The sequence below is a fragment of the Micromonospora sp. CPCC 205739 genome, assembly GCF_036906795.1.
Taxonomy (GTDB): domain Bacteria; phylum Actinomycetota; class Actinomycetes; order Mycobacteriales; family Micromonosporaceae; genus Micromonospora.
In genome coordinates, this window is record NZ_JBAKHS010000004.1 from 346,748 (window position 1) to 369,435 (window position 22,688).

Sequence of the window (22,688 nt, forward strand, 5' to 3'; positions counted from 1 at the left end):
GGTCAGCCCTCGATGTTGTGCATGACGTGCTTGATCCGGGTGTAGTCCTCCAGGCTGTAGACCGACAGGTCCTTGCCGTGCCCGGAGTGCTTGAAGCCGCCGTGCGGCATCTCGGAGACGAACGGGATGTGGGTGTTCACCCAGACGCAGCCGAAGTCGAGGCGGCGGGTCATCCGCATCGCCCGGCCGTGGTCGCGCGTCCAGACGGAGGCGGAGAGGCCGTAGTCGACGCCGTTGGCCCAGCGCACCGCCTCGTCCTCGTCGGAGAAGCGCTGCACGGTGATGACCGGGCCGAACACCTCGTCCTGGATGATCTCGTCGGCCTGGCGCAGCCCGGAGACCACGGTCGGGGCGTAGAAGTAGCCGCGCTCGCCGAGCCGCGAGCCGCCGGTCTCCACGCTGGCGTGCTCGGGCAGCCGGTCGACGAAACCGCTGACCCGGGCGAGCTGGTTGGCGTTGTTCAGCGGCCCGTAGAGCACGTCGGCGTCGTCCGGCGCGCCGGTCTTCGTGTTGCGGGCCTGCTCGGCCAGCGCCGCGACGAAGTCGTCGTACACGCGGGGGCCGGCGAGCACCCGGGTGGCGGCGGTGCAGTCCTGGCCGGCGTTGAAGTAGCCGCCGACCGCGATCGCCTCGGCCGCCGCCGCGACGTCCGCGTCGTCGAAGAGCACCACCGGGGCCTTGCCGCCCAACTCCAGGTGGGTCCGCTTCAGGTCGGGCGCGGCGGCGGAGGCGACCTCCATGCCCGCGCGGGTCGAGCCGGTGATCGACACCAGCTGCGGGGTGGGGTGCGAGACGAGGGTACGACCGGTGTCCCGGTCGCCGCAGACCACGTTGAACACGCCCGGCGGGAAGAACTCCGACGCGATCTCGGCCAGCAGCAGCGTCGACACCGGCGTGGTGTCGGACGGCTTGAGCACCACCGTGTTGCCGGCCGCCAGCGCCGGGGCGATCTTCCAGACCGCCATCATCAGCGGGTAGTTCCAGGGCGTCACCTGCGCGCAGACGCCGATCGGCTCGCGCCGCACGTACGAGGTGTGCCCGGCCATGTACTCGCCGGCCGAGCGGCCTTCGAGCAGGCGGGCGGCACCGGCGAAGAAACGGAACTGGTCCACCGCCGGGGGCAGCTCCTCGTCGGCGGTGAGCTGGCGCGGCTTGCCGGTGTTGCGCACCTCCGCGTCGACCAGCTCGGCCGCGCGGGCCTCCACGGCGTCGGCGAGCTTGAGCATCGCCTTCTGCCGCTCGCCCGGGGTGGTGTCCCGCCAGCTCTCGAAGGCGGTGGCGGCGGCCTTCATCGCCGCGTCCACGTCCGCCGCACCGGAGACGGGGGCCTGGGCGAAGACCTCACCGGTGCACGGGTCGATCAGGTCGGCGTACCCGCCGTCCACCGGGTCGACGTACTCGCCGTTGACGAAGTTGCGCAGCTGCTGCTGGTCGCTCATGAGGATGTCTCTCCAGGGGTGGCCGGGAGTCTGGTCGCGGAGGTAATCGCAATCTCGTTGCCATCTTCGCTACTGAATTCGCGGCAGACAAGGCCTGTGGCGACTGTTTCCGTGCGGCCGGTCGTCGTCTACGCTGCCGACGTGGAGCCGAGAGCCTTCTATGTCGCCGGTCGCCCCGTCCACGGCGAGGGCGAGCTGACCGTCACCCACCCGTACGACGGCCGGACGGTGGGGCGTACCACGCTCGCCACGGCCGACCAGGTCGAGGCCGCCGTCGCGGCGGCGGCCGGCGTGGCGGCGCAGGCCGCGGCCCTGCCCGCGCACGCGCGGGCGGCGGCCCTGGACCACGTGTCCCGGCGGCTGGCGGAGCGGGCCGAGGAGGTCGCGGCGCTGATCACCGCCGAGAACGGCAAGCCGATCAAGTGGGCGCGGGCCGAGGTGGGGCGGGCGGTGTCGACGTTCCGCTGGGCGGCGGAGGAGGCGCGGCGCTTCTCCGGCGAGTTGCAGCGCCTGGACACCGACCTGGCGGCGACGGGGCGGATCGCCCTGGTACGGCGGGTGCCGCGTGGCCCGGTGCTGGGGATCGCCCCGTTCAACTTCCCACTGAACCTGGTGGCGCACAAGGTCGCCCCGGCGATCGCGGTGGGCGCGCCGATCATCGTGAAGCCGGCCCCGGCGACGCCGCTGTCGGCGCTGCTGCTGGGGGAGATCCTGGCCGAGACCGAGCTGCCCGAGGGAATGTTCTCGGTACTGCCGCTGCCCAACGAGCGCGCCGCCGAGCTGGTCGCCGACCCGAGGCTGCCGGTGGTGTCGTTCACCGGCTCCGGCCCGGTCGGCGCGGAGATCCGCCGCTCCGTGCCGGAGAAGCACGTCACCCTGGAGCTGGGCGGCAACGCGGCGGCGGTGATCTGCGAGGACTGGGCCGCCGACGAGGACCTGACCTTCGCGGCGCACCGGATCGCCACGTTCTCCAACTACCAGGCCGGGCAGTCGTGCATCGCCGTGCAGCGGGTCTTCGTGCACGAGTGGCTGTACGACGGCTTCCTGCCCCGGCTGATCGCGTCGGTGCAGGAGCTGCGGGTCGGCGACCCTGCCTCCGGCTTGACGGACGTCGGGCCGCTGGTCTCCGTGGAGGCGGCGCAGCGGGTGGAGGCGTGGGTGGACGAGGCGGTCGTTGCCGGGGCCACCATCGAGGTGGGCGGCCGGCGCGACGGCGCCACCTACCCGCCCACCGTCCTCTCCGGGGTGCCCGCCGACGCGAAGGTCTGCACCGAGGAGGTCTTCGGGCCGGTCCTGGTGGTCGCGCGCGTCACCGACGACCGCGCCGCGTTCGCCGCCGTCAACGACTCGGCGTACGGGTTGCAGGCTGGGGTGTTCACTCACCGGCTGGACGTGGCGTTCGAGGCGGCGCGGGTGCTGGAGGTCGGTGGGGTGATCGTCGGGGACGTGCCGTCGTACCGGGCCGACCAGATGCCTTACGGGGGCGTCAAGGGGAGTGGCGTGGGGCGCGAGGGGCTGCGCAGTGCGATGGAGGACTACACCGAGCCGCGGGTGATGGTGCTGACCGGGGTGGCGCTCTAGCCGCCGTCCGGCGTCGGCCGGGCGTGTCCCCGCCGGGAGCGGTCATCAGGTTGAGCGGTATGCCTCTCAGGCATATTTATGCCTCTGAGGTATATCGCTCATCGGGCATACGACCCGCCACTCACCATGTGCCGTCGTCGTGGACCCGGGCCGGGGCCCGGCCGAGCAGGAGCGTGGTGAGCGCGGCGTCGATGTCGTCGCCGAGGAACCACTCGCCGGCCTGGTCCAGAGCGAAGATCCGGCCGCGCTCGTCCACGGCGAGGATGCTGTCCTGCCGTTCGGAGCCGATCGGGAAGAGTCGTACGCCGAGGACGGCCCCGAAGTCGGCGAGGGTGTCAGCGGTGTGCGCCGCATGGAGCGGGTCGATGCTGAACCAGGAGATCCACACGTCGCGTCCCGGGCCTCGACGGCCGCACGTCAGGCCCGGAAACTTCGCGAGCGCTTCCTGGGCAGCGGGAAATTGCGGATGACCGCTGGATCGCTCGTGTGTCTCCAGAATCGCGATGCGGGCGATGTCTTCGTCTCCGCGTCCCGGCCGCCAGCCGCCGTCGACCAGCGCACTGGCCACTTCAGGGGGAAACCGGCCCGGCTCCGGTGAGGTCCGCGGCTCCGGCCGCATCTCCCGGGTGTACGCCAGATCCGACCATCCGATCACCGCGAAGTGCACAAGGAAGTTCAGGCAGGAGTCGCATGCCCGTTCCGCCGGTCCGGCGGACGGGTCTCCCGGTTCCCGAATGCGGAAGAGCTCGAACGGGGATTCGAAGAGAAGCAACTCCGCCTCCCGCATGGTCAGCGGGGCCTGACCGGCGGCGGCGCGGCGGTGGTCGTACTCGTGGAGGACGTCGGAGACGACGATCAGCTCGGCGTGCCGGTCGCCGCCGCGGACCAGGTGCCCGGCGGGCAGTTCGTCCAGGTACGCGCGGACCAGCGGGTGGTGGTGCAACTCGATGTCGCCCTTGGCCCCGTGACCGATGTACGTGCGGCCCTCGACGGTCAGGTGGGCGACCGTGGCGGGTGTGGGCAGCCGCCGGATCTCACGGAGCAGTTGGCTCGCCGGGTCGACCGTGCGGGGGGCCGGGCTGCCGGCGGGGCGGCTGCGGCGGTACATCTGCTCGACCGCCGCGACCGGCACCCGTGGCCAGGTGGAGACCTCGCCGGTCTCCTTATCGACGACCGTGGTGGGCAGGTCGCCCGGCACGGCGTCGACGTCCGGGGCCACGACCGACCGGATGACGTACCCCAGGTCGAACTCGTCGATCCGCGGACGGCACTCGTAGCCGAGGCGCTGTGAGTCGCGGCGGGCCCACACCGTGGCGAGCTGCTCGGCCTGCTGGCGATCGATCACAGGCTGAAAACTACCGGACCCCCACGACTCCGTGGCACCCGGTATGGTTCGCCTGACTGAACGTGACCGGGGGAGGGTGGCGTTGGCTGAAAGCGTTGACCGGGAAGCCAATCGCGCCCTCCGGGCACGGTTCGACGAGGTGTACGGGCAGTACCGGCGGCTCCGGTCCGGTTTGGACGAACTGCAGACCAAACTGGCCGAGCTGCGGATCACGGAACGCTCCGACGACGGCCAGGTGACCGCCACCGTGGGCGCCCGGGGTGAGCTGATCGACGTGCAACTCAGTCCCTCCGTCTTCCACGACCGGGACGCGAAGGCGTTGAGCCGGAAGATCACCACGACGGTCCATCGGGCCACGGCCGCCGCTGCGGCCGCCACCCAGGACCTGGTGGCCGGCTACCTGCCGGCGGGGTCGGGGTCGGCGGACTTCCTCCGCAGCGGTGACTTCGGCGCGCTGCTCGGCCGCGCCGACACGGCGCTCCAGGGCGAAAGAGAACGGCGTGGCTGAGGGGCAGCTCTGGCTCGATCCGGACCGGGCCCGCCGTGGCGGCGCCGACCTGCACCTCGCCGGCGAGGCCATCGGCACCCGGCGTGCGCAGGTCGGGGGTGCGATCGCGGCGGCGAGCGCGCAGCGTCCCTGGGGCCGTGACGACATCGGCGCCGCGTTCGAGAAGAGCTACCGCGGCTACGAGGAGACGCTGCTGCGCGCCTGGGAGGGGGTCGGGCGGGCGGTGGCGGGGCTGGGTGCCGACGTCGTGGCCTCCGTCGAGGCCACGGTGCAAACCGACACCGCGAGCGGGCAGCGACTCGACGGCGTGTCCGGCCACCACGGCTACCGGCGCTGACCCGCGGAGGACCAACTCGTGAGCCTGCTGCCGAGCCCGATCCCGCACCCGCTCGACTACAGCCCATGGGATCTGCCGGGCTGGGTCTACGAGGCCCTCGACTGGGTCATCGGGGTGGAGTGGCCGGAGGGCGACGAGCGCGCCGTCTGGGACCTCGCCGACCAGTGGTACGCCGTCGCGGCGGCCCTCGCCGGCCCGCGCGACGACGCGATCGCCGCCGCGACCGACGTACGCAGCGGGTACGGCGGCATCGGCCTGGTGGCCGAGGCGTTCGACACCGCCTGGCGGCGGGTGGCCGAGGGTGACGAGGCGCCCCTGCCCGTCCTGCTCGCGGTCAGCAGCGACCTCGGTCGCCTGGTCGAGGAGTGCGGCTGCGACATCGAGGGCGCCAAGCTCGAGGTCTGGATCGAACTGGGCATCCTCGTCGTCGAGCTGCTGGCCATCGCCGTGGCGAGCGTGCTGACCGCCGGCGCCGCGTCACCCGCGGTCGGGGCGGCCACCGCTGCCAGCCGCCTGGTGGTCCAGCAGATCTTCAAGCGGCTGCTCGCCCAACTCGCCAAGAAGGAACTCAAGCGGGGCTTCAAGGAGGCCGGGGAGCGGGCCGCCAAGGAGGTCACCCGGGACGGCATGCGCGGGCTGGGCAGGCGCGCCGTCAAGGGCGGGCTGGAGGAGGCGGCGGAGGAGTCCGGGATCAGCCTCGCCACGCAGGCGTACCAGAACTCCACTGGCCGTCGCCACGGCCTGGACCTGGCCGACCTCGGCGCGTCGGCGGTCGGCGGGTTCGCCGGCGGCGCGGTGGCGCCGCTGGCGGGGCTGGGCCGGCACGCCCAGGGTCGCGGCGCGCGGATCGCCGAACACTTCGGCCGGGAGATGACCGGCGAAACCCTCGCCGAGGGCGCGGCAGGCCTCGCCACCGGCCAGGGCGTCATGTCGCTGGAGGAGGCTGCGCGGGCGGCCGTCTCCGGCGCCACCGGTTCGGCGACCGGTCAGGTCGACGCGGCGGTGCGCGCCCGCATCGACGGACAGTTGAGTTCGCTCGCCGCACCGCTGCCGCCTGTGGACTTGCCCGTCGCACCACCGCCGGTGACCGGGGGCGACGGCCTTCCCTCGCCCCGCGACGGATCGCCGCGAGAGGCGGGGCCGTCGACGCTGTCTGGCGGCACCGCAACGGGTGCGGCCCCCGCGGACTCCTCTCCGCCCGCACCGCAGCCGGCCCGGGAGCCAGTGGCGGCGAGCCGGTGGGAAGCTGGTCCGGCTACGGAGGCAGGGCCGGCGTCCGGTCGGGGCGGGTCAGCGGCCGTCAGCGTGGATGTCGGCGGCACCGTGGCAACCCAGGCGGAGCAAGCTTCCTCGTCGGGCAGCCCCACGCTTTCATCGGTCACCACCGAACGCCCGCCGTCGCTACAGGTCGGGGAGGTGCCTGCCACCGCCGGTCACTCCAGCGCTTCACCCACGACTGCCAGCCTGGCGACATCTGCCCCCGTGACATCCGCTCCTGTGGCGACCGCCCCCGTGACTGCCTCCGCCACCACGATGACGCCCGTCGCTCAGCCGACGCCGACCACCGCGACGTCGGCTGGCGCCGGCGCGGCCGGCAACACGGCGACCAGCGTCACTCCGGCCCGTGCGACCGTGTCCGCGTTGGCGCAGCCGCCGGTGGCAGGCGTGCACAGCAGCCCTCCCGCCGTCACCCCGCCGCCGATGCAGCCGTCCTCGCCGGTGGGCGCCGAACCGCCGCCTCGGCAGGAGCCCCGGACACCGAAGCAGGACGGGGACGTCACCACCCCGCCGACGAAGGCGAATTCATTCCCGTCGCTGGAATCGCTGGCACCAGCTCCCGCGACCTCACCATTTCCCGAGTCGCACCTCTCGCCGGCTCCACCGGGACCGACCAGCGAGCCACCGCGTCCGAGGAGCCCCGAGTGGTACGCCGCAAAATGGGCGGCCGAACGGGAAGCCCTTGAGCGACGCCGCTACCAGGGTTACTTCGAGTCCCAGCGAGCCTGGTACGAGGACAAGCGGCGCTTCGACGCCGCCACCCGTCGCAAGGAGGTGGCTCGGAGTCACGAGGAAAGGGCACGCCGGTCCGCCCGTCGGGCGATCGAGCTGCAGCAAGAGGGCCGCGTCGAGATGGCGGACTGGTTCCAGCGGCTTGCGAACCAGGACCAGCGCGACGCGTTCGAAGAGCAGGATCTGGCTGCGGACATCCTGGCCGGGAAGGTCGTGCCGACCGAGGTCCTCATCGACAACGCGGCCGACTTCCAGCGGATCAACGACGACGTCGCCGATCTCGCCCTCGGCGCGGTCGAGACCAGCGACCGGTCGGCGCTGACCGGCACCGACGACGACCCGCCCCCGATCGACCGATCCCGCCGGTACGGGCAGTGGGGTGGGCTGCGCCCGCCGCTGGCGTTGCACCAGACCGACCTCGAACGGCAGATGCCCCGCAATCCGGACGGCAGCGTCGTTCGTACCGCCGATCCCCGGCAGGGCGGGTGGTTCGCGCTCGCCAACGACGGCGGGCCGCAGGCCGACCCCACTCGCGGCATCAACTGCCTCGACTGCACCCTGTCGCTCTTCGAAACCTGGGTACACGGCCGGCCGCGGGTCTCCGCGCCGCGTACCTTCGACGGCTACGCCGCAGGCGACATCCGACGCCCGATCCTGGGGGAGAAGAACGGCCCGGAGCGGGTGGAGCAGGTCACCGGCGGGCGTTTCCAGAAGCTGGTGGGCCGTCGGGAGCAGGGGACGGATAGCTCGTCCCTGCGCAGCGCGGTCGACCGTGGCTTCGAGAACCTGCACGTCCAGCTGAAGATCGGCGGCCACGGCAGTTACGCGTTCCTCATCACCGAGTGGGAGAACGGCGGTTCGCACGCCTGGGTTGCCCTCAACCAGAACGGCACCATCCTCTACGTCGACCCGCAGAGCGGCGCGATCCACGACCAGCCCCTCTACCGACACGAGGGTGTCGCCGACCCTGACAACGTCATCAGCATCGACGCACTCGTGCTCGGCGGGGACGGCCGACCGATGCCGCTGGGCGGGCTGGCTCGGGGCCGGTTCAGCGTCCTTCCGGACCTGCCCGACTACCCGTCGACGCCGGACGAGGAGGCCGGGTACGGCGACCCGTACCTGAACCGCCTCCACCTGCTCGACGGCCCGGGCGCCGCTACCTCGGGAAGCGGTCCAGCGATGGACGGGGTGCCACCTGCGGTGCCCCACCTCCCGCCGGAGGCGGCTGAGCCGCTCGACGAAGCGGATGAGCTGCGGCGCGCACGTCAACTGGCGTACGGAGAGCGGCAGGCTGCCGGGGCGTCGGCTCGTGAGGTCGTCGCGGCGAGCGCCGATCTCGACGCGGTGTTCGAAGCGGGTGTCACCCCTGCCGAAGTGGCCGCCCAGCTCGACGGTCCCACGCTCCGGCGGCTCGCCCCGCACCTCGACGAGGGGGCGGCCCACGACGTGGCGCGGTTGCTCGCCGATCCGCGAGTTGCCCGCATGCTCGACGAGACGTGGCAGACGCCCCCGTACGGTGAGCCGCTGCTCGCCGAGACGCTGGTCAGACAGTTGACGCAGCGACCCGACCTGGCCCGGATGATCCTGACGACGCCGGAGCTCGCGCACTCGCTGACGGCCCGCCCGCTGACGCTGCACCACCTTGCGGCTCATCAACAGGCGATCGAGGTCCTGGGATCAGTGCTCGACGACGTTTCCTCGATGAGGCCGATACCTGGCGCTAACAGCCGGTCGTCCGCGGATACGACACCACTGACCACCGAGCAGCGGCAGATTTCAGAAGCTTTCAGTGCCCGTAAGCAGGCGGTATACCAGTCCAACTTCGATGTCTCGAGGAGGCATGAGGAAGAATATCGGCTGGCATACCTGAGGAGCCTCTACCAGGCTGCCGAGGTGGCGCAGCGCGAGTTGAACCAATTGGCCCTGTCGTTGGCGGCTGTGCGTGGGCGCCCAGGATGGCGGTTAAAACCAAAGGGCTATCGCCGCGTTCTGGACAAGCTCATTGAATACGATAATGATGCTGCCGAGTTGAAGGATCTGGCCGCCGCAAAGGTTCAATTTGATCACTTGGACGACATTTATGTAGCACTCGCTGCTTTGGGTCAGCGGGAAGACGTCGTGGTGCTCAGCATCAAGGATCGGTTCGTCAAGCCGCTCACCAGCGGCTATCGCGACGTGTTGCTCAACTTGCGGATGTCGAACGGCCATATCGCGGAACTGCGCCTGCACCTTGCCGCGATGGACGAGGTCGCTGTGTGGGAGCATCCTCTTTACGAGGTGCGACGTGACCTGGAGGCGATTGCCGAATCTGAGGGCCGCGAGCTGACAGCAGTAGAGGTTAGGATCATGGACGGTTTGCTTCGCAGAGAGCGGGCGGCCTTCTGGGCGGCGCTGGACAGTGGCGCAAGCGAAAGTGAGCGGCAGTGAGGCGAGCAGAGGGTCTTGAGCTCCCGGCGTTCTTCAGTTACTACGGCACGCCGGTGAAGATCGTTGGTACCGCTGACGGTGACATGGTCGTCTGGAAGTTGGTCAGAGAGACCGGTGGCTGGCAGTCGGCGGACAGGCTGATCGACAAGATTCTGTTGGTAGGCGGCGATGATGTGGAGACTCTGACCCGCAGCGAATTCATAGAATTGACGGAGCGCGAGAGGGGGCGTTACCTCAGCGGAAGTGGCCCGGTTTTCGCGCTCTATGAAACGGTCAGTGCCATTACCGACACGCTGGCCCAAGAGCGCAGGTATCCGACTCCGGAGGAGATTGCCCTGATCCGCGGTATCCATCGGAAGACCTTCGTCATGTTCGAAGAAAATCTCCAGCGCGCGGGGGAGGCCGGTGCCGATCCTCTGCTTGCCGACAGTTAGGCAGGCGGCATGTATGGAAGCCATGGAACTCTCTTGCCACCCGCGCCCACGTGGGTCAGGGTCGCGACATGACGAACCCTCACGTCGACACCCCCACCACCCTCCCCACCCGATCCTTCGGCTGATCGAACCTGTTCCTCAAGCCCGAGGAGGACCCCCGCTCCACCGGCGGCTTCGACGACGAGCGGAGCCTCCTGGTCGGCTACCTGCGTGACCACCGGCTGACCCTGGAGCTCAAGTGCGCCGACCTCGACGCCGAGGCGCTGGCGCGGCGCAGCGTGCCGCCGTCGACGATGTCGCTGCTCGGCCTGGTCCGGCACATGGCCGAGGTGGAGCGGGGCTGGTTCCGGCGCACCATGGCCGGCGAGGACGCGCCGCGGATCTGGTGCACGGAGGAGGAGCCCGACGCCGACTTCGACGGCGCGGTCGCCGACCCGAAGGTGGTCGAGGAGGCGTGGGCGGCCTGGCGTGCGGAGGTCGCGTACGCCGAACGTTTCGTCGACGAGGCTGCCGACCTGGGCGTCAAGGGGTACCGGGGAGACCTGACGATCTCGCTGCGCGAACTGCTGGTGCACATGATCGAGGAGTACGCCCGCCACAACGGCCACGCCGACTTCCTGCGGGAGCGCATCGACGGCCGCGTCGGCCAGTGACCCGGCCGTGCAGGTGCGGCCGGGCGAGCAGGCGGAGCAGGTGTTCGCCCGCTCCAAATAGGATCGGCCCATGACGAACTCCGGCATGTCGAAGCGGCAGTGGTTGGCATGGGTGAGCGGCCTCCTGCTGGGCCTCGTCGTCGGCCTGTCCATCTTCCGGGACAAGGGTGGGGTGGCCTTCGGTGTCGCTTTCGGTATCGCCTTCGCGGTCGCCTTCGGCGCCATCACCCGCAAGGACGAGCGTCCGGCCGCCCGCGCGGACGAGCGACCGGACAGGGCCGACGACGGCGAATAGGGGCGCCGGCAGGAGTGGGAACCCCAGTTGCGCGATCTCGGGGTGTCCGCCGCTGGAGACACCCCGACCCGGCGCAACTGGGGACGATCAAGCCCGAGCATGAGTGGACCGGACCCCGGCGCGGCATGAAGCGACAAAGAGCGGGCCGAGGGCGCGAGACGGCAGGGCTACGCCGGGACGCGGCGACGGAGAGGGGCGCCGGTGCAGGTGGACACGCCGAGGACGGTCGCGGAGGCGGTGGCCGTACAAGATCGGTTGCGGCCCCTCGCCGACCTGGTCGGGCCGGGTCCGCGCCGGCCCGCGCCGGTGGCCGGCCTCGACGTCGCGTACGCGGAGCGCGGTGACCTGCTCGCGGCGGCCGTCACCGTGCTGGACGCCGCGACGCTGGCGGTGGTCGACCGGGCGGTGAGCGTGGGGCGGCTGGCCTTCGAGTACGTGCCGGGGCTCTTCGCCTTCCGGGAGCTGCCGGCGCTGCTGGCCGCGCTCGACGGGTTGACCGTCCGCCCGGAGCTGCTGGTCTGCGACGGGCACGGGCTGGCCCACCCGCGCCGCTTCGGGCTCGCCTGTCACCTGGGGGTGGTGACCGGGCTGCCGGCCATTGGGGTGGGCAAGACCCGGCTGGTCGGCGAGTGGACCGAGCCGGGGCCGCGGCGGGGTGACGGCACGCCGCTGGTGGACGGGGGAGAGCCGGTCGGGCGGGTGCTGCGGACCCGGGACGGGGTGAAGCCGGTCTTCGTCAGCGTCGGGCACCGGATGAGCCTGGACAACGCCGTCGATCAGGTGCTCGCGCTCACGCCGCGCTACCGGCTGCCGGAGACCACCCGCACCGCGGACCGGTTGTGCCGCGAGGCCCTCGCCGCCGCCCTCACCTGACCCGCCGCCACCGCGACCGACGGCCTCCATTCAGGCCGTCGACGTGACCCACGACACGGCGCGCGGGGTAATGCGGCACACATCTGGAGCGCTCAATGGGGGGAGGCCCCCCTGACCCGGTAGTAGCCTGACGCCGGATTTCAGCGGGGGAGAGACGGTGAGGTGGAGATGACCGTGCGTCGGCAGGTCGTGCGCCTGGTGGCGGGCGCTGCGCTGCTCGGCGGCCTGCTCGCCGTCGCCGCCGCTCCCGCGTACGCCGATTCCGACCGGGTCGGAGTCCGCGCGGCGAGCAGCTTCAGCGCGGGCGGTTCCGCGGGCGGCGTCCAGATGGAGGTGCGCAAGCGCACCGAGGGCTGCGTGCTGCTGCGCAGTTCGCTCGGGTTGCGGCTCGCCGGGTTGAACCCGGACCAGGTGCGGGTACAGGTGAACATCGGGGGCCGCTGGTTCCCGGTGGCCGTCTCCGGCGGCGGTGGCAGCGTCGCCACCGCCCGTACCTCGCCGGCGAATGCCACGTTGTGCAAGGGGAAGAGCATCACCGTTCGCTACCGGGTCGCGTTCGTCGCGGGCGCCCCGGCGGGCAGGTTGGAGGTGGTCGGCGAGGCGACGACCGCCGTCGGCCGACTCATCGGCCGGGGCGCCGACAGCTCCCGGGTCGGTGGCCGCCTCGCCGCGAGCGCGTCGCCGACCCCGAGCCGCAAGCCCACCCCGACCCCCACCCCGAGCGCGACCGAGACCCCGGCCGCCACGGACGAGCCGACCCTGGCCGCCCTCGCCGCCCCGACCCCCGGCCAGGCCACCGCCGCTGCCGAAGAGTCCTCCGGAGGATCCATGATCATGTGGTTCGGCATCGCCCTGGTAGCCATCGGCGCCGGGCTGATCGCCCTGCTCATCCGCAACAACCGCAAGGACCGCGGGCCCGCCCGCGAGCAGGCGGAGTACCCGGCCGTCCCGCTGCCGCGCAACCCCGGTCCGACCACCTACCGCTCCGGCGGCGGGGTGCCCGGCGCCACCCCCGCGCCGACCCCCCAGGTGTACGGCCAGCAGCCCGGCCCGGCCCGCCCCAACGGCCTGTACGGCGGCGCCGGCGCGTACCCGACCGTCACGCCCGCGCCTCGTCCCGCCGGCGGGGTGTACGGCGCGCCGACGTCGGCCCCGCCCGCGGCCACGCCGCCGGCGCCGCAGCGGCCCGCCTCCACGCCGCCTGACGGGGAGGCGACGACCTTCATGCCCCGCCTGCCCGGCTAGGACAGGGCGCACCCCGCCGCTCCGTTAGGCTCAGGTTCGTTGAAGACCTGCTGTCGAGGAGCGAGCCCGGTGTCTGACCTGTCCCAGATCGTGAAGGCGTACGACGTCCGGGGGACGGTGCCCGACCAGTGGGACGAGCGCACCGCGGAGGCGCTCGGGGCGGCCTTGACGCAGGTCCTGAACGACTCCGGTGAGCCGGGCGACGCCGTGCTCATCGCGCACGACATGCGGGCCACCGGCCCCGCCCTGGCGAGCGCCTTCGCCACCGGCGTGCGGTCCGAAGGCCGTTCGGTGATCGAGCTGGGGCTGGCCTCCACCGACATGCTCTACTACGCCTCGGGCGCGCTGGGCCTGCCCGGCGCGATGTTCACCGCCAGCCACAACCCGGCGCAGTACAACGGCATCAAGATGTGCCGCTCCGGGGCGCGCCCGATCGGGCAGGACAGCGGCCTGGCCGACATCCGCGACCGGGCCCAGGCGCTGCTGGCCCGCGGTGAGCTTGGGGCCGGCGAGCCGCCGGTCCCGGCCCGGCGGCGGGACCTGCTGCCGGACTACGCCGCGCACCTGCGCAAGCTGGTCGACCTCTCCACCATCCGGCCGCTGAAGGTGGTCGTCGACGCCGGCAACGGAATGGGCGGCTACACCGTGCCCACCGTGCTCGGCGACGCCGCCCTGCCGCCCCTGCCGCTGGAGATCGTGCCGCTCTACTTCGAGCTGGACGGCACCTTCCCCAACCACGAGGCCAACCCGCTCGACCCGAAGAACCTGGTCGACCTCCAGCGCGCGGTGGTGGCGCACGGCGCCGACATCGGGCTCGCCTTCGACGGCGACGCCGACCGCTGTTTCGTGATCGACGAGCGCGGCGAGCCGGTCTCCCCGTCCGCGATCACCGCCCTGGTGGCGGCCCGCGAGCTGGCCAAGCACCCCGGATCCACGGTGATCCACAACCTGATCACCTCCCGCGCGGTGCCGGAGATCATCCGCGAGCACGGCGGGTCGCCGGTGGTGGCCCGGGTCGGCCACTCGTTCATCAAGGCCGAGATGGCCCGCACCAACGCCATCTTCGGCGGGGAGCACTCGGCGCACTACTACTTCCGGGACTTCTGGTTCGCCGACACCGGCATGCTCGCCGCCATGCACACCCTGGCCGCCCTCGGCGAGCAGTCCCAGCCGCTGTCGATCCTGGCCAGCATCTACGAGCGGTACGTCGCCTCCGGCGAGATCAACTCCACGGTCTCCGACCAGGCGGCGAAGGTCGCCGAGGTGCGCGCCGCGTACCCGGGTGCGGAGGCCGACGAGCTGGACGGTCTCACCCTGAGCTTCCCGGACGGGGCCTGGTTCAACCTGCGCCCCTCCAACACCGAGCCGCTGCTGCGGCTCAACGTCGAGGGCCCGACCGAGGAGCGAATGATCTCGCTGCGCGACGAGGTGCTGGAGCGGGTTCGCCGATAAGATCGCCTGCGCCGGTCGGCACCGCCGGCCGACGAGACCGCACACGTGGAAGGAGCCGCACCGTGGCCCTGGACCCGCAGTTGCTCGAGATCCTCGCCTGCCCGGACACACACCACGCCCCGCTGGACTACGACGCGCAGGCGCAGACCCTCACCTGCACCGAGTGCGGTCGCATCTTCGAGGTACGCGACGACGTGCCGGTGCTGCTGCTGGACGAGGCGCGCGGCGGCCCGGAGGCGCAGCGGTGATGGACGGTTCGGCCGGGGTCAGCGGCCGGCGGGTGGCCGACGAGTCCGTCCTGGACGACCCGGACACCTTCGCCGAGCAGGACCCGGGTGGCATGCTGCGCTTCACCGCCTCGGCGGGCGCCCAGGTGCGCGAGTCGGCGAGCCTGGCCGCCGAGGCGAATTTGGCGCTGCTGGAGGACGGCGGTCGTCCCCGGGCGGTCGTCATCGCCGGCATCGGCACCGCCGGGCGTACCGGTGACGTGCTCGCCACGGTCGCCGGGCCGCGCTGCCCGGTGCCGGTCATCGCGCACCGCAGCGCCGGCGTGCCCGGCTGGGTCGGCGCGGCCGACGTGGTCATCGCGGTCAGCGCCTCCGGTCGCAGCCCCGAGGCGCTCGGCGCCGCCGAGGCCGCGCACCGCCGCGGCGCGCGCCTGGTCGCCGTCGGCGCGCCCGACTCGCAGCTCCAGTCCGTCGCCGAGCGGGCCCGGGCCCCGTTCATCCCGGTGCCCCGGCGCGCCCCGGCCCGGGCCAGTCTCTGGGCGCTCACCGTGCCGGTTCTGCTGGCCGCCCGTACGCTCGGCCTCGTGAAGGTCAACGAGGCGGATCTGGCGGAGACCGCGGCCCGGCTGGACGCCGACGCCGATCGGTGCCGCCCCACCGCGGAGTCCTTCGTCAACCCGGCGAAGTCGCTGGCCCTCGGGCTGGCCGGGTCGATCCCGATCGTCTGGGGATCGTCCCCGCTGGCCACCGTCGCGGCCCGGCGCTTCGGCGACACGCTCTCGGCCAACGCCCGCTACCCGGTGGTCACCGGGGCGCTCGGCGAGGCCGGGCGCGGGCGTGTCGGCCTGCTCGACGGCGTCTTCGGCGGCCTGGTCGAGTCGGCGCGGGACATCTTCGCCGACCCGGGCGAGGTCGAGGGCGACCCGACGCGGCTGCGGCTGGTGCTGCTGCGCGACGGCGGGCTCAACGCCGAGGACGACACCGACGAGCCGCTCGCCGTCGAGGAGCGCCGCGCCGACGCGGTGCAGACCCTCGCCGAGCGGCGCGGCGTGCGCTGCGACGTGGTGACCGCCGAGGGCGGCTCCGCGCTGGAGCGGCTCGCCTCGCTCGTGGCGGTACCCGACTTCGCCTCGGTCTACCTGGCCCTGGCCCACGGTCTGGACCCGATGGCGGTCCCGGCGATCACCGAAATGAAGGAGCTGTCGAACCAGTGAGCGAACGCAAGGGACGAACCGCCCAGCTCAGCGGCGTGGCGATCGACGCCTCCACGCGGCGGAACGGAGCGGGGGCGTGAGCGCCAACGGCGGGACGAAGGCGATCGTCGCCGCCCTGCTGGCCAACGTCGGCATCGCCGTCACCAAGTTCATCGCGTTCCTCCTGACCGGGTCCTCGTCGATGCTGGCGGAGTCGATCCACTCCGTCGCGGACTCCGGCAACCAGGGCCTGCTGCTGCTCGGCGGCAAGCGGGCCAAGCGCGAGGCGACCCCGCAGCACCCCTTCGGGTACGGCCGGGAGCGCTACATCTACGCGTTCATCGTGTCGATCGTGCTGTTCAGCGTCGGTGGCCTCTTCGCGCTCTACGAGGCGTACCACAAGTGGCACGAGGGGGGTGGCATCGAGAACTACAAGGCGGTGCCGGTCGTCGTGCTGGTGGTCGCGATCATCATGGAGTCGTTCTCCTTCCGGACCGCGATCAAGGAGTCGAACCTCGTCCGGGGCGACCAGTCCTGGGTGAAGTTCGTCCGCCGGGCCAAGGCGCCCGAGCTGCCGGTGGTGCTGCTGGAGGACCTCGGCGCGCTGGTCGGTCTGATCCTCGCGCTCTTCGGTGTCAGCATGACCCTGATCACCGGTGACGGGGTGTGGGACGCCCTCGGCACCGCGATGATCGGTGTGCTGCTGGTGGTCATCGCGATCGTCCTCGCCATCGAGACCAAGAGCCTGCTGCTCGGCGAGGGTGCCGAGACGCACGACGTCGCCGCCATCGAGAAGGCGATCACCGACGGCCCCGAGGTCGAGCGGATCATCCACATGAAGACGCTCTACCTCGGCCCCGAGGAGCTGATGGTCGCCGCGAAGATCGGCGTGCCGGCCTGCGACAACGCCGAGCAACTGGCCCGCGGCATCAACATCGTCGAGGACCGCATCCGCGCCGCCGTGCCGACCGCCCGGGTGATCTACCTGGAGCCGGACATCTACTCCGCCGCCGCCGCAGGCGCGGGCACGGGCACGGCCGCGCACACCGCCGTACCGGGGTCGGAGACCGAGCCGGGTGACGTCGCCGGGCGGGCCGGAGGCTGAGCGTGGAACCGCTGTACGGCCCGATCCGCAACTACGCCTGGGGGTCCCGCTCGGCCATCGCCGAGCTGCAGGGGCGCCCGGTGCCCAGTGACGGGCCGGAGGCGGAGCTGTGGCTGGGCGCCCACCCGGGCGCCCCGGCCACGGTCGACCGGGGCGGCGACCGGGTGAGCCTGGTCGACCTGATCGCCGCCGAGCCGGGCCGCTGGCTCGGCGAGCAGGTCCTCGACCGGTTCGGCACCCGGCTGCCGTTCCTGCTGAAGGTGCTCGCCGCGGACGCCCCGCTGAGCCTGCAGGCCCATCCGGACCCGGAGCAGGCCCGGGCCGGGTACGCGGCCGACGCGGCGCGCACCGACGGGCCGCGCAACTACGTCGACCCGTACCACAAGCCGGAGATGCTGGTCGCGCTCGCGCCGATGGAGGCGTTGTGCGGGTTCCGCGATCCGGCGGAGTCGGCGGACGTGCTCGCCGCGTTCGGCGTACCCGCGCTGGAACCGGTGGTGGCCGCGCTGCGCACCGGGCCGGCGGGCCTGCGGGACGCCGTACGCCTGCTGTTGACCTGGCCGGCGGCCCAGCGCGCCGGGCTGGTCGACGCGGTGGTGTCGGCGGGCGTCGCCGGTCCGGACGCCGAGCTGGCCCGGGCGCTGGCGGCCAGCTACCCGGGCGACCCCGGGGTGCTGGTGGCGCTGCTGCTGAACCACGTGCGGCTGGCGCCGGGGGAGGCGATCTGGATGCCGGCCGGCAACCTGCACGCCTACCTGCGCGGCACCGGGGTGGAGATCATGGCGGCCAGCGACAACGTGCTGCGCGGCGGGCTCACGCCGAAGCACGTGGACGTCGACGAGCTGCTGCGGGTGCTCCGCTTCGAGGTGCTGGCCGACCCGGTGGTCACCGCCCGGCCGGTGGCGCCGGGCGTGGTCTGCTGGCCGGTGCCGGTCGAGGACTTCGCGCTGCACCGGGTGACGGTGGACGCGGCCACGCCCGAGGTGCGGCTGCCGTCGCCGGGGCCCCGGGTGGTGCTCTGCCGGGCCGGGCGGGTCACGGTGGACGACGGGGCCGGCCGGGTCACCCTCGGCCCCGGGCAGGCCGCCGTCGGCCCGGCCGCCGCAGGTCCGCTGGTCTTCGGCGGCGCGGGTGAGGCGTTCGTCGCCACCGCCGGCCTGCGCTAGCGGGTCCACTCCTGTCGCGCTGAATGTCGGCCCACGTGGCGCGACACGAGTCCGACTTTTCCGAAATAGCTTGACTCGCCTCTGGCGCAGTGTGACTCTATGGGTACGCAGCGTTGTCGCGACGAAGGTCCGGTAACGCGCGGGGGAACCAAACCGGGGGGATGCACGGGGCGGCCGGCTCGTGGACGGAAAGTCCGTCCATCACCGACCGCCCCGTGCGCTGTCTCCGGGCGGCCTCCGTGCACAACTGGACCATGCGCGTAAGGTGGAAGGTCGCGCAGCACACCGTTCGACAGGAGCTTCCATGACCAGCACCCTCCAGGCGTCCACCAGTGGCGCGCGGCCGAGCACCCTCGCCGAGGGCGACTACAAGGTGGCGGATCTGTCGCTCGCCGAGTTCGGGCGCAAGGAGATCCGTCTCGCCGAGCACGAGATGCCCGGCCTGATGGCGATCCGCCGCGAGTTCGCCGACGCCCAGCCGCTCGCCGGCGCCCGCATCACCGGCTCGCTGCACATGACCATCCAGACGGCCGTCCTGATCGAGACCCTGGTCGCGCTCGGCGCGCAGGTCCGCTGGGCGTCCTGCAACATCTTCTCCACCCAGGACCACGCCGCCGCCGCGATCGTCGTCGGCCCGAACGGGACCCCCGAGGCCCCGGCCGGCGCCCCGGTGTACGCCTGGAAGGGCGAGAGCCTGGAGGAGTACTGGTGGTGCACCGAGCAGGTGCTCACCTGGCCCGACGGCGGCGGCCCCAACATGATCCTCGACGACGGCGGTGACGCCACCCTGCTCGTGCACAAGGGCGTCGAGTTCGAGAAGGCCGGCGTCGTGCCGCCGGTCGAGTCCGCCGACTCCGAGGAGTACGCGGTCATCCTCGGGCTGCTGCACCGCTCGCTCGCCGAGGACGGCCAGCGCTGGACCCGGATCGCCGCCGAGATCAAGGGCGTGACCGAGGAGACCACCACCGGCGTGCACCGGCTCTACGAGATGCACCGCGCCGGCACCCTGCTCTTCCCGGCCATCAACGTCAACGACTCGGTGACCAAGAGCAAGTTCGACAACAAGTACGGCTGCCGCCACTCGCTCATCGACGGCATCAACCGCGCCACCGACGTGCTCATCGGCGGCAAGATGGCGGTCGTCATGGGCTACGGCGACGTGGGCAAGGGCTGCGCCGAGTCGCTGCGCGGCCAGGGCGCCCGGGTCGTGGTGACCGAGGTCGACCCGATCTGCGCGCTCCAGGCGGCGATGGACGGCTACCAGGTCGCCACCCTGGACGACGTGGTCGAGCAGGCCGACATCTTCATCACCGCCACCGGCTGCTACGACGTCATCACCAACGAGCACATGGCCCGGATGAAGCACCAGGCCATCGTCGGCAACATCGGCCACTTCGACAACGAGATCGACATGGCCGGCCTGGCGAAGCGCTCGGACGTCACCCGGGAGAACATCAAGCCGCAGGTCGACCTCTGGAAGTTCGACGACGGCCACGCGATCATCGTGCTCTCCGAGGGCCGCCTGCTGAACCTGGGCAACGCCACCGGTCACCCGAGCTTCGTGATGTCGAACTCGTTCGCCAACCAGACGATCGCCCAGATCGAGCTGTACACCAAGACCGACGAGTACCCGATCGGCGTGTACGTGCTGCCGAAGCACCTGGACGAGAAGGTCGCCCGGCTGCACCTGGACGCGCTGGGCGCCAAGCTGACCCAGCTCACCAAGGAGCAGGCGTCCTACCTCGGCGTCTCCGTCGAGGGCCCGTTCAAGCCGGAGCACTACCGCTACTGAGTTCCACCTCGAAAGGACCGGGTCGGCCGCCACGCGGCCGACCCGGTCCTTTTCGCGTACGCCGCCGCCCGTCGGCCCCACCCGCCCGCCGCCCCGGTTTGCGGTGTGTCGGGGTGTCCGGGCGCGGGGACACCCCGACACGTCGCATGTCGTGCGGCGCCGGGGCGCGCAGGCGACTCAGCGGGACGGGCGGCGGGTGGGTCGGATCCAGGTCCAGACGCACCAGGCCAGCCAGGCCAGCGACACCGCGGCGGCCAGCGGGCGCAGTCGCAGCTCGCTGAGGACCAGGACCAGCGCCAGCACCGCCAGCCACGGCAGGAGCCCCTTCATGCCCGGTGCCCGAGGGCGCGGGGGTGGACGGCCGGGAACGGTGGCCGGGCCACGCCCGGGCGGGCCGTCGGTGACGGGCCGGCAGGCCGCGGCAGTGGCCTGGCGGGGTCGGCGATGGAAGTGATCACGGTGGCCTCGTCGTCGGTGGGGTGGACCGATGCCGCCCGGTCCTCTCCTGACCGGGCGGCATCGGGGTCAGGCCGGGGGCGTCGGCGTCGCCCGGGGGGCCGGGACCGCCGGGCGCAGGTCGCCGGACGGCGCGGGGTCCGTGGTCGCCCCGACGGGTACGGCGGGCCCGGCCGGGTTCGGTGCCAGCTCGGGCCAGAGGCCGGCGGTGAGCGTACGGGAGCGGCGCAGCCGCAGCGCCCCGCGCCGGTTCCGTTCGGCCAGCACGGCGGCGAGCAGGAGCGGCTCCGGTACGCGGGCCGGCGGTGGCGGCGTCGTCGCCGCGGCCACCTCGCTCCACAGTGCCCGGGCCAGCAGGGTGCGGGACGGCTCGGCGAACCGGTGCGCCCGGGTCAGGTACTGCCGTACGGCCAGGGCCAGCGGGTCGTCCAGCCGGGTCAGGTCGAGGCTGACCGCCCAGCCGGTGAGCGGCGGAATGATCGTCGGCGCCGGCAGCCAGGGCTGCTGGGTGCGGGTGTGCACCACCATCGTGCCGGCCACCAGGTCGCCGAGCCGCCGGCCGCGCCGGTCGGTGAGCATCACCGCCACGCCGGCCACCCAGCTCAGCAGCGGCAGCACCAGGCCGGGCCACTCCACCGCGACCCCGACCAGCGCCCGGCTCAGCGACTGCCGTACCCCGACGGGGCCGCCGTCGGCGCTGACCACCCGCAGCCCGACGGCCATCTTGCCCGGGGTACGGCCGTGGTTGAACCGTTCGAAGAGCACCGGGTAGCCGATCAGCAGCAGCACCATCAGGACGGTCGCCAGCGCGTTCAGCAGGGCGCCGTCCACGCCGGGCAGGGCGTTCAGCGACAGGCCCGCCAGCGCCATCGCGAGCAGCACCACCAGGACCAGCTGGACCGCAACGTCCAGCAGCAGCGCCAGCACCCGGGAGCCCAGCCGGGCCGCCCGCACGTCCAGCTCGACGGCCTCGCCGCTGACCAGGCCGGCGTCGGCGCCCGTCGGGGACCGGTCGGCGGCGCCGGTCGCGGCGGGCACCGGTGGTTGCGCTCTCACCCGCACAGTGAACACTATGAGCGCCGGACGGGGGAGGACGAGTGGATCTCGACGCGTACGTCGCCGAGCACCAGAACGAGTGGCGGCGGCTGGAGCAGCTCTGCGACCGGCGGCGGCTGGACGCCGACGAGGTCGATGAGCTGGTGGCGCTCTACCAGCGCGCCGCCACCCACCTGTCCGCGCTGCGCAGCCGCTCACCCGATCCCGGCCTGGTCAGCCGCCTCTCCCAGCTGGTGCTGCGGGCCCGGGCCCGGGTGACCGGGCGGCGCCGTCCGTCCTGGTCCGCGGTCATCCGGTTCCTCACCGTCGGCTTCCCGGGCGCCGTCTACCGCGCCTGGCCGTGGTGGTGCGCGGTGGCGACCGGGTTCAGCCTGCTCAGCGGCTTCCTCATCTGGTACGTCGCCGGCCACCCGGACACCGCCGCGGCGTTCATCGGCCCCGAGGCGGCGGCCGACCTGGTCGAATCCGGCTTCGCCGGCTACTACACCGAGTTCTCCGCGCCGACCTTCGCCTTCCACCTGTGGACCCACAACGCCTGGGTCGCCGCCCAGTGCCTGGCGTCCGGGGTGCTGGTCGTGCCCGTGTTCTACCTGCTCTGGCAGAACGCGCTGAACGTCGGCGTGGTCGGCGGCGTGATGGTCTCCTACGGCCGGGCCGACGTCTTCTTCGGACTGATCACCCCGCACGGCCTGCTCGAACTGACCGGGGTGTTCGTCGCCGCCGGGGTGGGACTGCGTACGGCGTGGGCGTGGATCTCGCCCCCGGCGCACCTCACCCGGGCCCGGGCCGTCGCCGAGGCGGGACGCTCGGCGATCCTGGTCGCCGTCGGCCTGGTCGGGCTCTTCGCGGTCTCCGCCCTGCTGGAAGCCTTCGTCACCCCCGCGCCCGTGCCGGTAGCGCTCCGCGTGGCGCTCGGGGCCACGGTCTGGCTGGCCTTCCTCGGCTACGTCGTCGTCTTCGGCCGCCGAGCCGTCGCCGCCGACTCGACACCCACCGACCACCCCGACCCCTGGCTGGCCGAACTCTGGCCCTCCACCGACCCCACCCGCGCCTGGCACCCACCCACCCCCACCCCCACCGCACCCCGGTGA

The 22,688-nt window shown here is 72.5% G+C and carries 20 protein-coding genes; 16 read left to right on the forward strand and 4 right to left on the reverse strand.

All coding sequences use genetic code 11. The features are described 5' to 3' along the window. Positions 1-2: 2 nt before the first annotated feature. The gene (locus V6U88_RS09830; RefSeq protein ID WP_334451765.1) at positions 3-1,439 is read right to left on the reverse strand and encodes a gamma-aminobutyraldehyde dehydrogenase; all 1,437 of its coding nucleotides are present in this window, start codon (positions 1,437-1,439) and stop codon (positions 3-5) included. Positions 1,440-1,580: 141 nt separating this feature from the next. On the opposite strand from V6U88_RS09830, the gene V6U88_RS09835 reads away from it, so the two are divergent. Then, the gene (locus V6U88_RS09835; RefSeq protein ID WP_334451766.1) at positions 1,581-3,020 is read left to right on the forward strand and encodes an aldehyde dehydrogenase family protein; all 1,440 of its coding nucleotides are present in this window, start codon (positions 1,581-1,583) and stop codon (positions 3,018-3,020) included. A gap of 121 nt (positions 3,021-3,141) precedes the next feature. Here V6U88_RS09835 and V6U88_RS09840 read toward each other — a convergent pair whose 3' ends face one another. Further along, positions 3,142-4,365, reverse strand: a complete 1,224-nt coding sequence (locus V6U88_RS09840) for an SUKH-3 domain-containing protein (RefSeq protein ID WP_334451767.1) — start codon at positions 4,363-4,365, stop codon at positions 3,142-3,144. Positions 4,366-4,441: 76 nt separating this feature from the next. Between V6U88_RS09840 and V6U88_RS09845 the strand changes: the two genes are divergently transcribed. From V6U88_RS09845 to ahcY, 14 genes are all read left to right on the forward strand, one after another. After that, the gene (locus tag V6U88_RS09845; RefSeq protein ID WP_334451769.1) at positions 4,442-4,873 is read left to right on the forward strand and encodes a YbaB/EbfC family nucleoid-associated protein; all 432 of its coding nucleotides are present in this window, start codon (positions 4,442-4,444) and stop codon (positions 4,871-4,873) included. Continuing rightward, positions 4,866-5,210 (forward strand): hypothetical protein, encoded by a 345-nt coding sequence (locus tag V6U88_RS09850; RefSeq protein WP_334451770.1) that lies wholly within the window; start codon positions 4,866-4,868, stop codon positions 5,208-5,210. Before V6U88_RS09845 ends, V6U88_RS09850 begins: the two co-directional genes overlap by 8 nt. Before the next feature lie 18 nt (positions 5,211-5,228). Further along, on the forward strand, positions 5,229-9,650 hold the full coding sequence (locus tag V6U88_RS09855; RefSeq protein ID WP_334451771.1) for a toxin glutamine deamidase domain-containing protein: 4,422 nt from the start codon (positions 5,229-5,231) through the stop codon (positions 9,648-9,650). Between the two features lie 53 nt (positions 9,651-9,703). Continuing rightward, positions 9,704-10,084 (forward strand): hypothetical protein, encoded by a 381-nt coding sequence (locus tag V6U88_RS09860; RefSeq protein ID WP_334451772.1) that lies wholly within the window; start codon positions 9,704-9,706, stop codon positions 10,082-10,084. Between the two features lie 194 nt (positions 10,085-10,278). Then, positions 10,279-10,737: a DinB family protein gene (locus V6U88_RS09865; RefSeq protein ID WP_334451923.1), complete on the forward strand. Its 459-nt coding sequence runs from the start codon at positions 10,279-10,281 to the stop codon at positions 10,735-10,737. Between the two features lie 70 nt (positions 10,738-10,807). Further along, a complete protein-coding gene (locus V6U88_RS09870; protein WP_334451773.1) occupies positions 10,808-11,032 on the forward strand; it encodes a hypothetical protein in 225 nt (74 codons plus the stop codon). A gap of 201 nt (positions 11,033-11,233) precedes the next feature. Then, entirely contained in the window at positions 11,234-11,905 is a 672-nt protein-coding gene (gene nfi / locus V6U88_RS09875; RefSeq protein WP_442934601.1) for a deoxyribonuclease V, read from the forward strand. A gap of 168 nt (positions 11,906-12,073) precedes the next feature. Further along, a complete protein-coding gene (locus V6U88_RS09880; RefSeq protein ID WP_334451774.1) occupies positions 12,074-13,150 on the forward strand; it encodes a hypothetical protein in 1,077 nt (358 codons plus the stop codon). 69 nt (positions 13,151-13,219) lie between these two features. Then, on the forward strand, positions 13,220-14,602 hold the full coding sequence (locus tag V6U88_RS09885) for a phosphomannomutase/phosphoglucomutase (RefSeq protein WP_334451775.1): 1,383 nt from the start codon (positions 13,220-13,222) through the stop codon (positions 14,600-14,602). 62 nt (positions 14,603-14,664) lie between these two features. Further along, a complete protein-coding gene (locus V6U88_RS09890) occupies positions 14,665-14,850 on the forward strand; it encodes a Trm112 family protein (protein WP_334451776.1) in 186 nt (61 codons plus the stop codon). Further along, a complete protein-coding gene (locus V6U88_RS09895) occupies positions 14,847-16,043 on the forward strand; it encodes an SIS domain-containing protein (protein ID WP_334451777.1) in 1,197 nt (398 codons plus the stop codon). The genes V6U88_RS09890 and V6U88_RS09895 overlap by 4 nt, the downstream gene beginning before the upstream one ends. Before the next feature lie 76 nt (positions 16,044-16,119). Beyond that, positions 16,120-17,127 (forward strand): cation diffusion facilitator family transporter, encoded by a 1,008-nt coding sequence (locus tag V6U88_RS09900; protein WP_334451778.1) that lies wholly within the window; start codon positions 16,120-16,122, stop codon positions 17,125-17,127. A 2-nt stretch (positions 17,128-17,129) separates the two neighbouring features. Beyond that, positions 17,130-18,293: a mannose-6-phosphate isomerase, class I gene (gene manA / locus V6U88_RS09905; protein ID WP_334451779.1), complete on the forward strand. Its 1,164-nt coding sequence runs from the start codon at positions 17,130-17,132 to the stop codon at positions 18,291-18,293. A 304-nt stretch (positions 18,294-18,597) separates the two neighbouring features. Continuing rightward, positions 18,598-20,085, forward strand: coding sequence for an adenosylhomocysteinase (ahcY, locus tag V6U88_RS09910; protein ID WP_334451781.1), 1,488 nt, complete (start codon positions 18,598-18,600; stop codon positions 20,083-20,085). A gap of 177 nt (positions 20,086-20,262) precedes the next feature. Here ahcY and V6U88_RS09915 read toward each other — a convergent pair whose 3' ends face one another. Both V6U88_RS09915 and V6U88_RS09920 read right to left on the reverse strand, forming a co-directional pair. Then, positions 20,263-20,415 carry a hypothetical protein gene (locus tag V6U88_RS09915; RefSeq protein WP_334451783.1) on the reverse strand — a complete coding sequence of 51 codons (153 nt, stop codon included), beginning with the start codon at positions 20,413-20,415 and terminating at the stop codon, positions 20,263-20,265. 195 nt (positions 20,416-20,610) lie between these two features. Next, positions 20,611-21,597, reverse strand: coding sequence for an RDD family protein (locus tag V6U88_RS09920; protein ID WP_334451784.1), 987 nt, complete (start codon positions 21,595-21,597; stop codon positions 20,611-20,613). A 41-nt stretch (positions 21,598-21,638) separates the two neighbouring features. Here V6U88_RS09920 and V6U88_RS09925 point away from each other — a divergent pair, with 41 nt between their 5' ends. Continuing rightward, entirely contained in the window at positions 21,639-22,688 is a 1,050-nt protein-coding gene (locus V6U88_RS09925; protein WP_334451786.1) for a stage II sporulation protein M, read from the forward strand.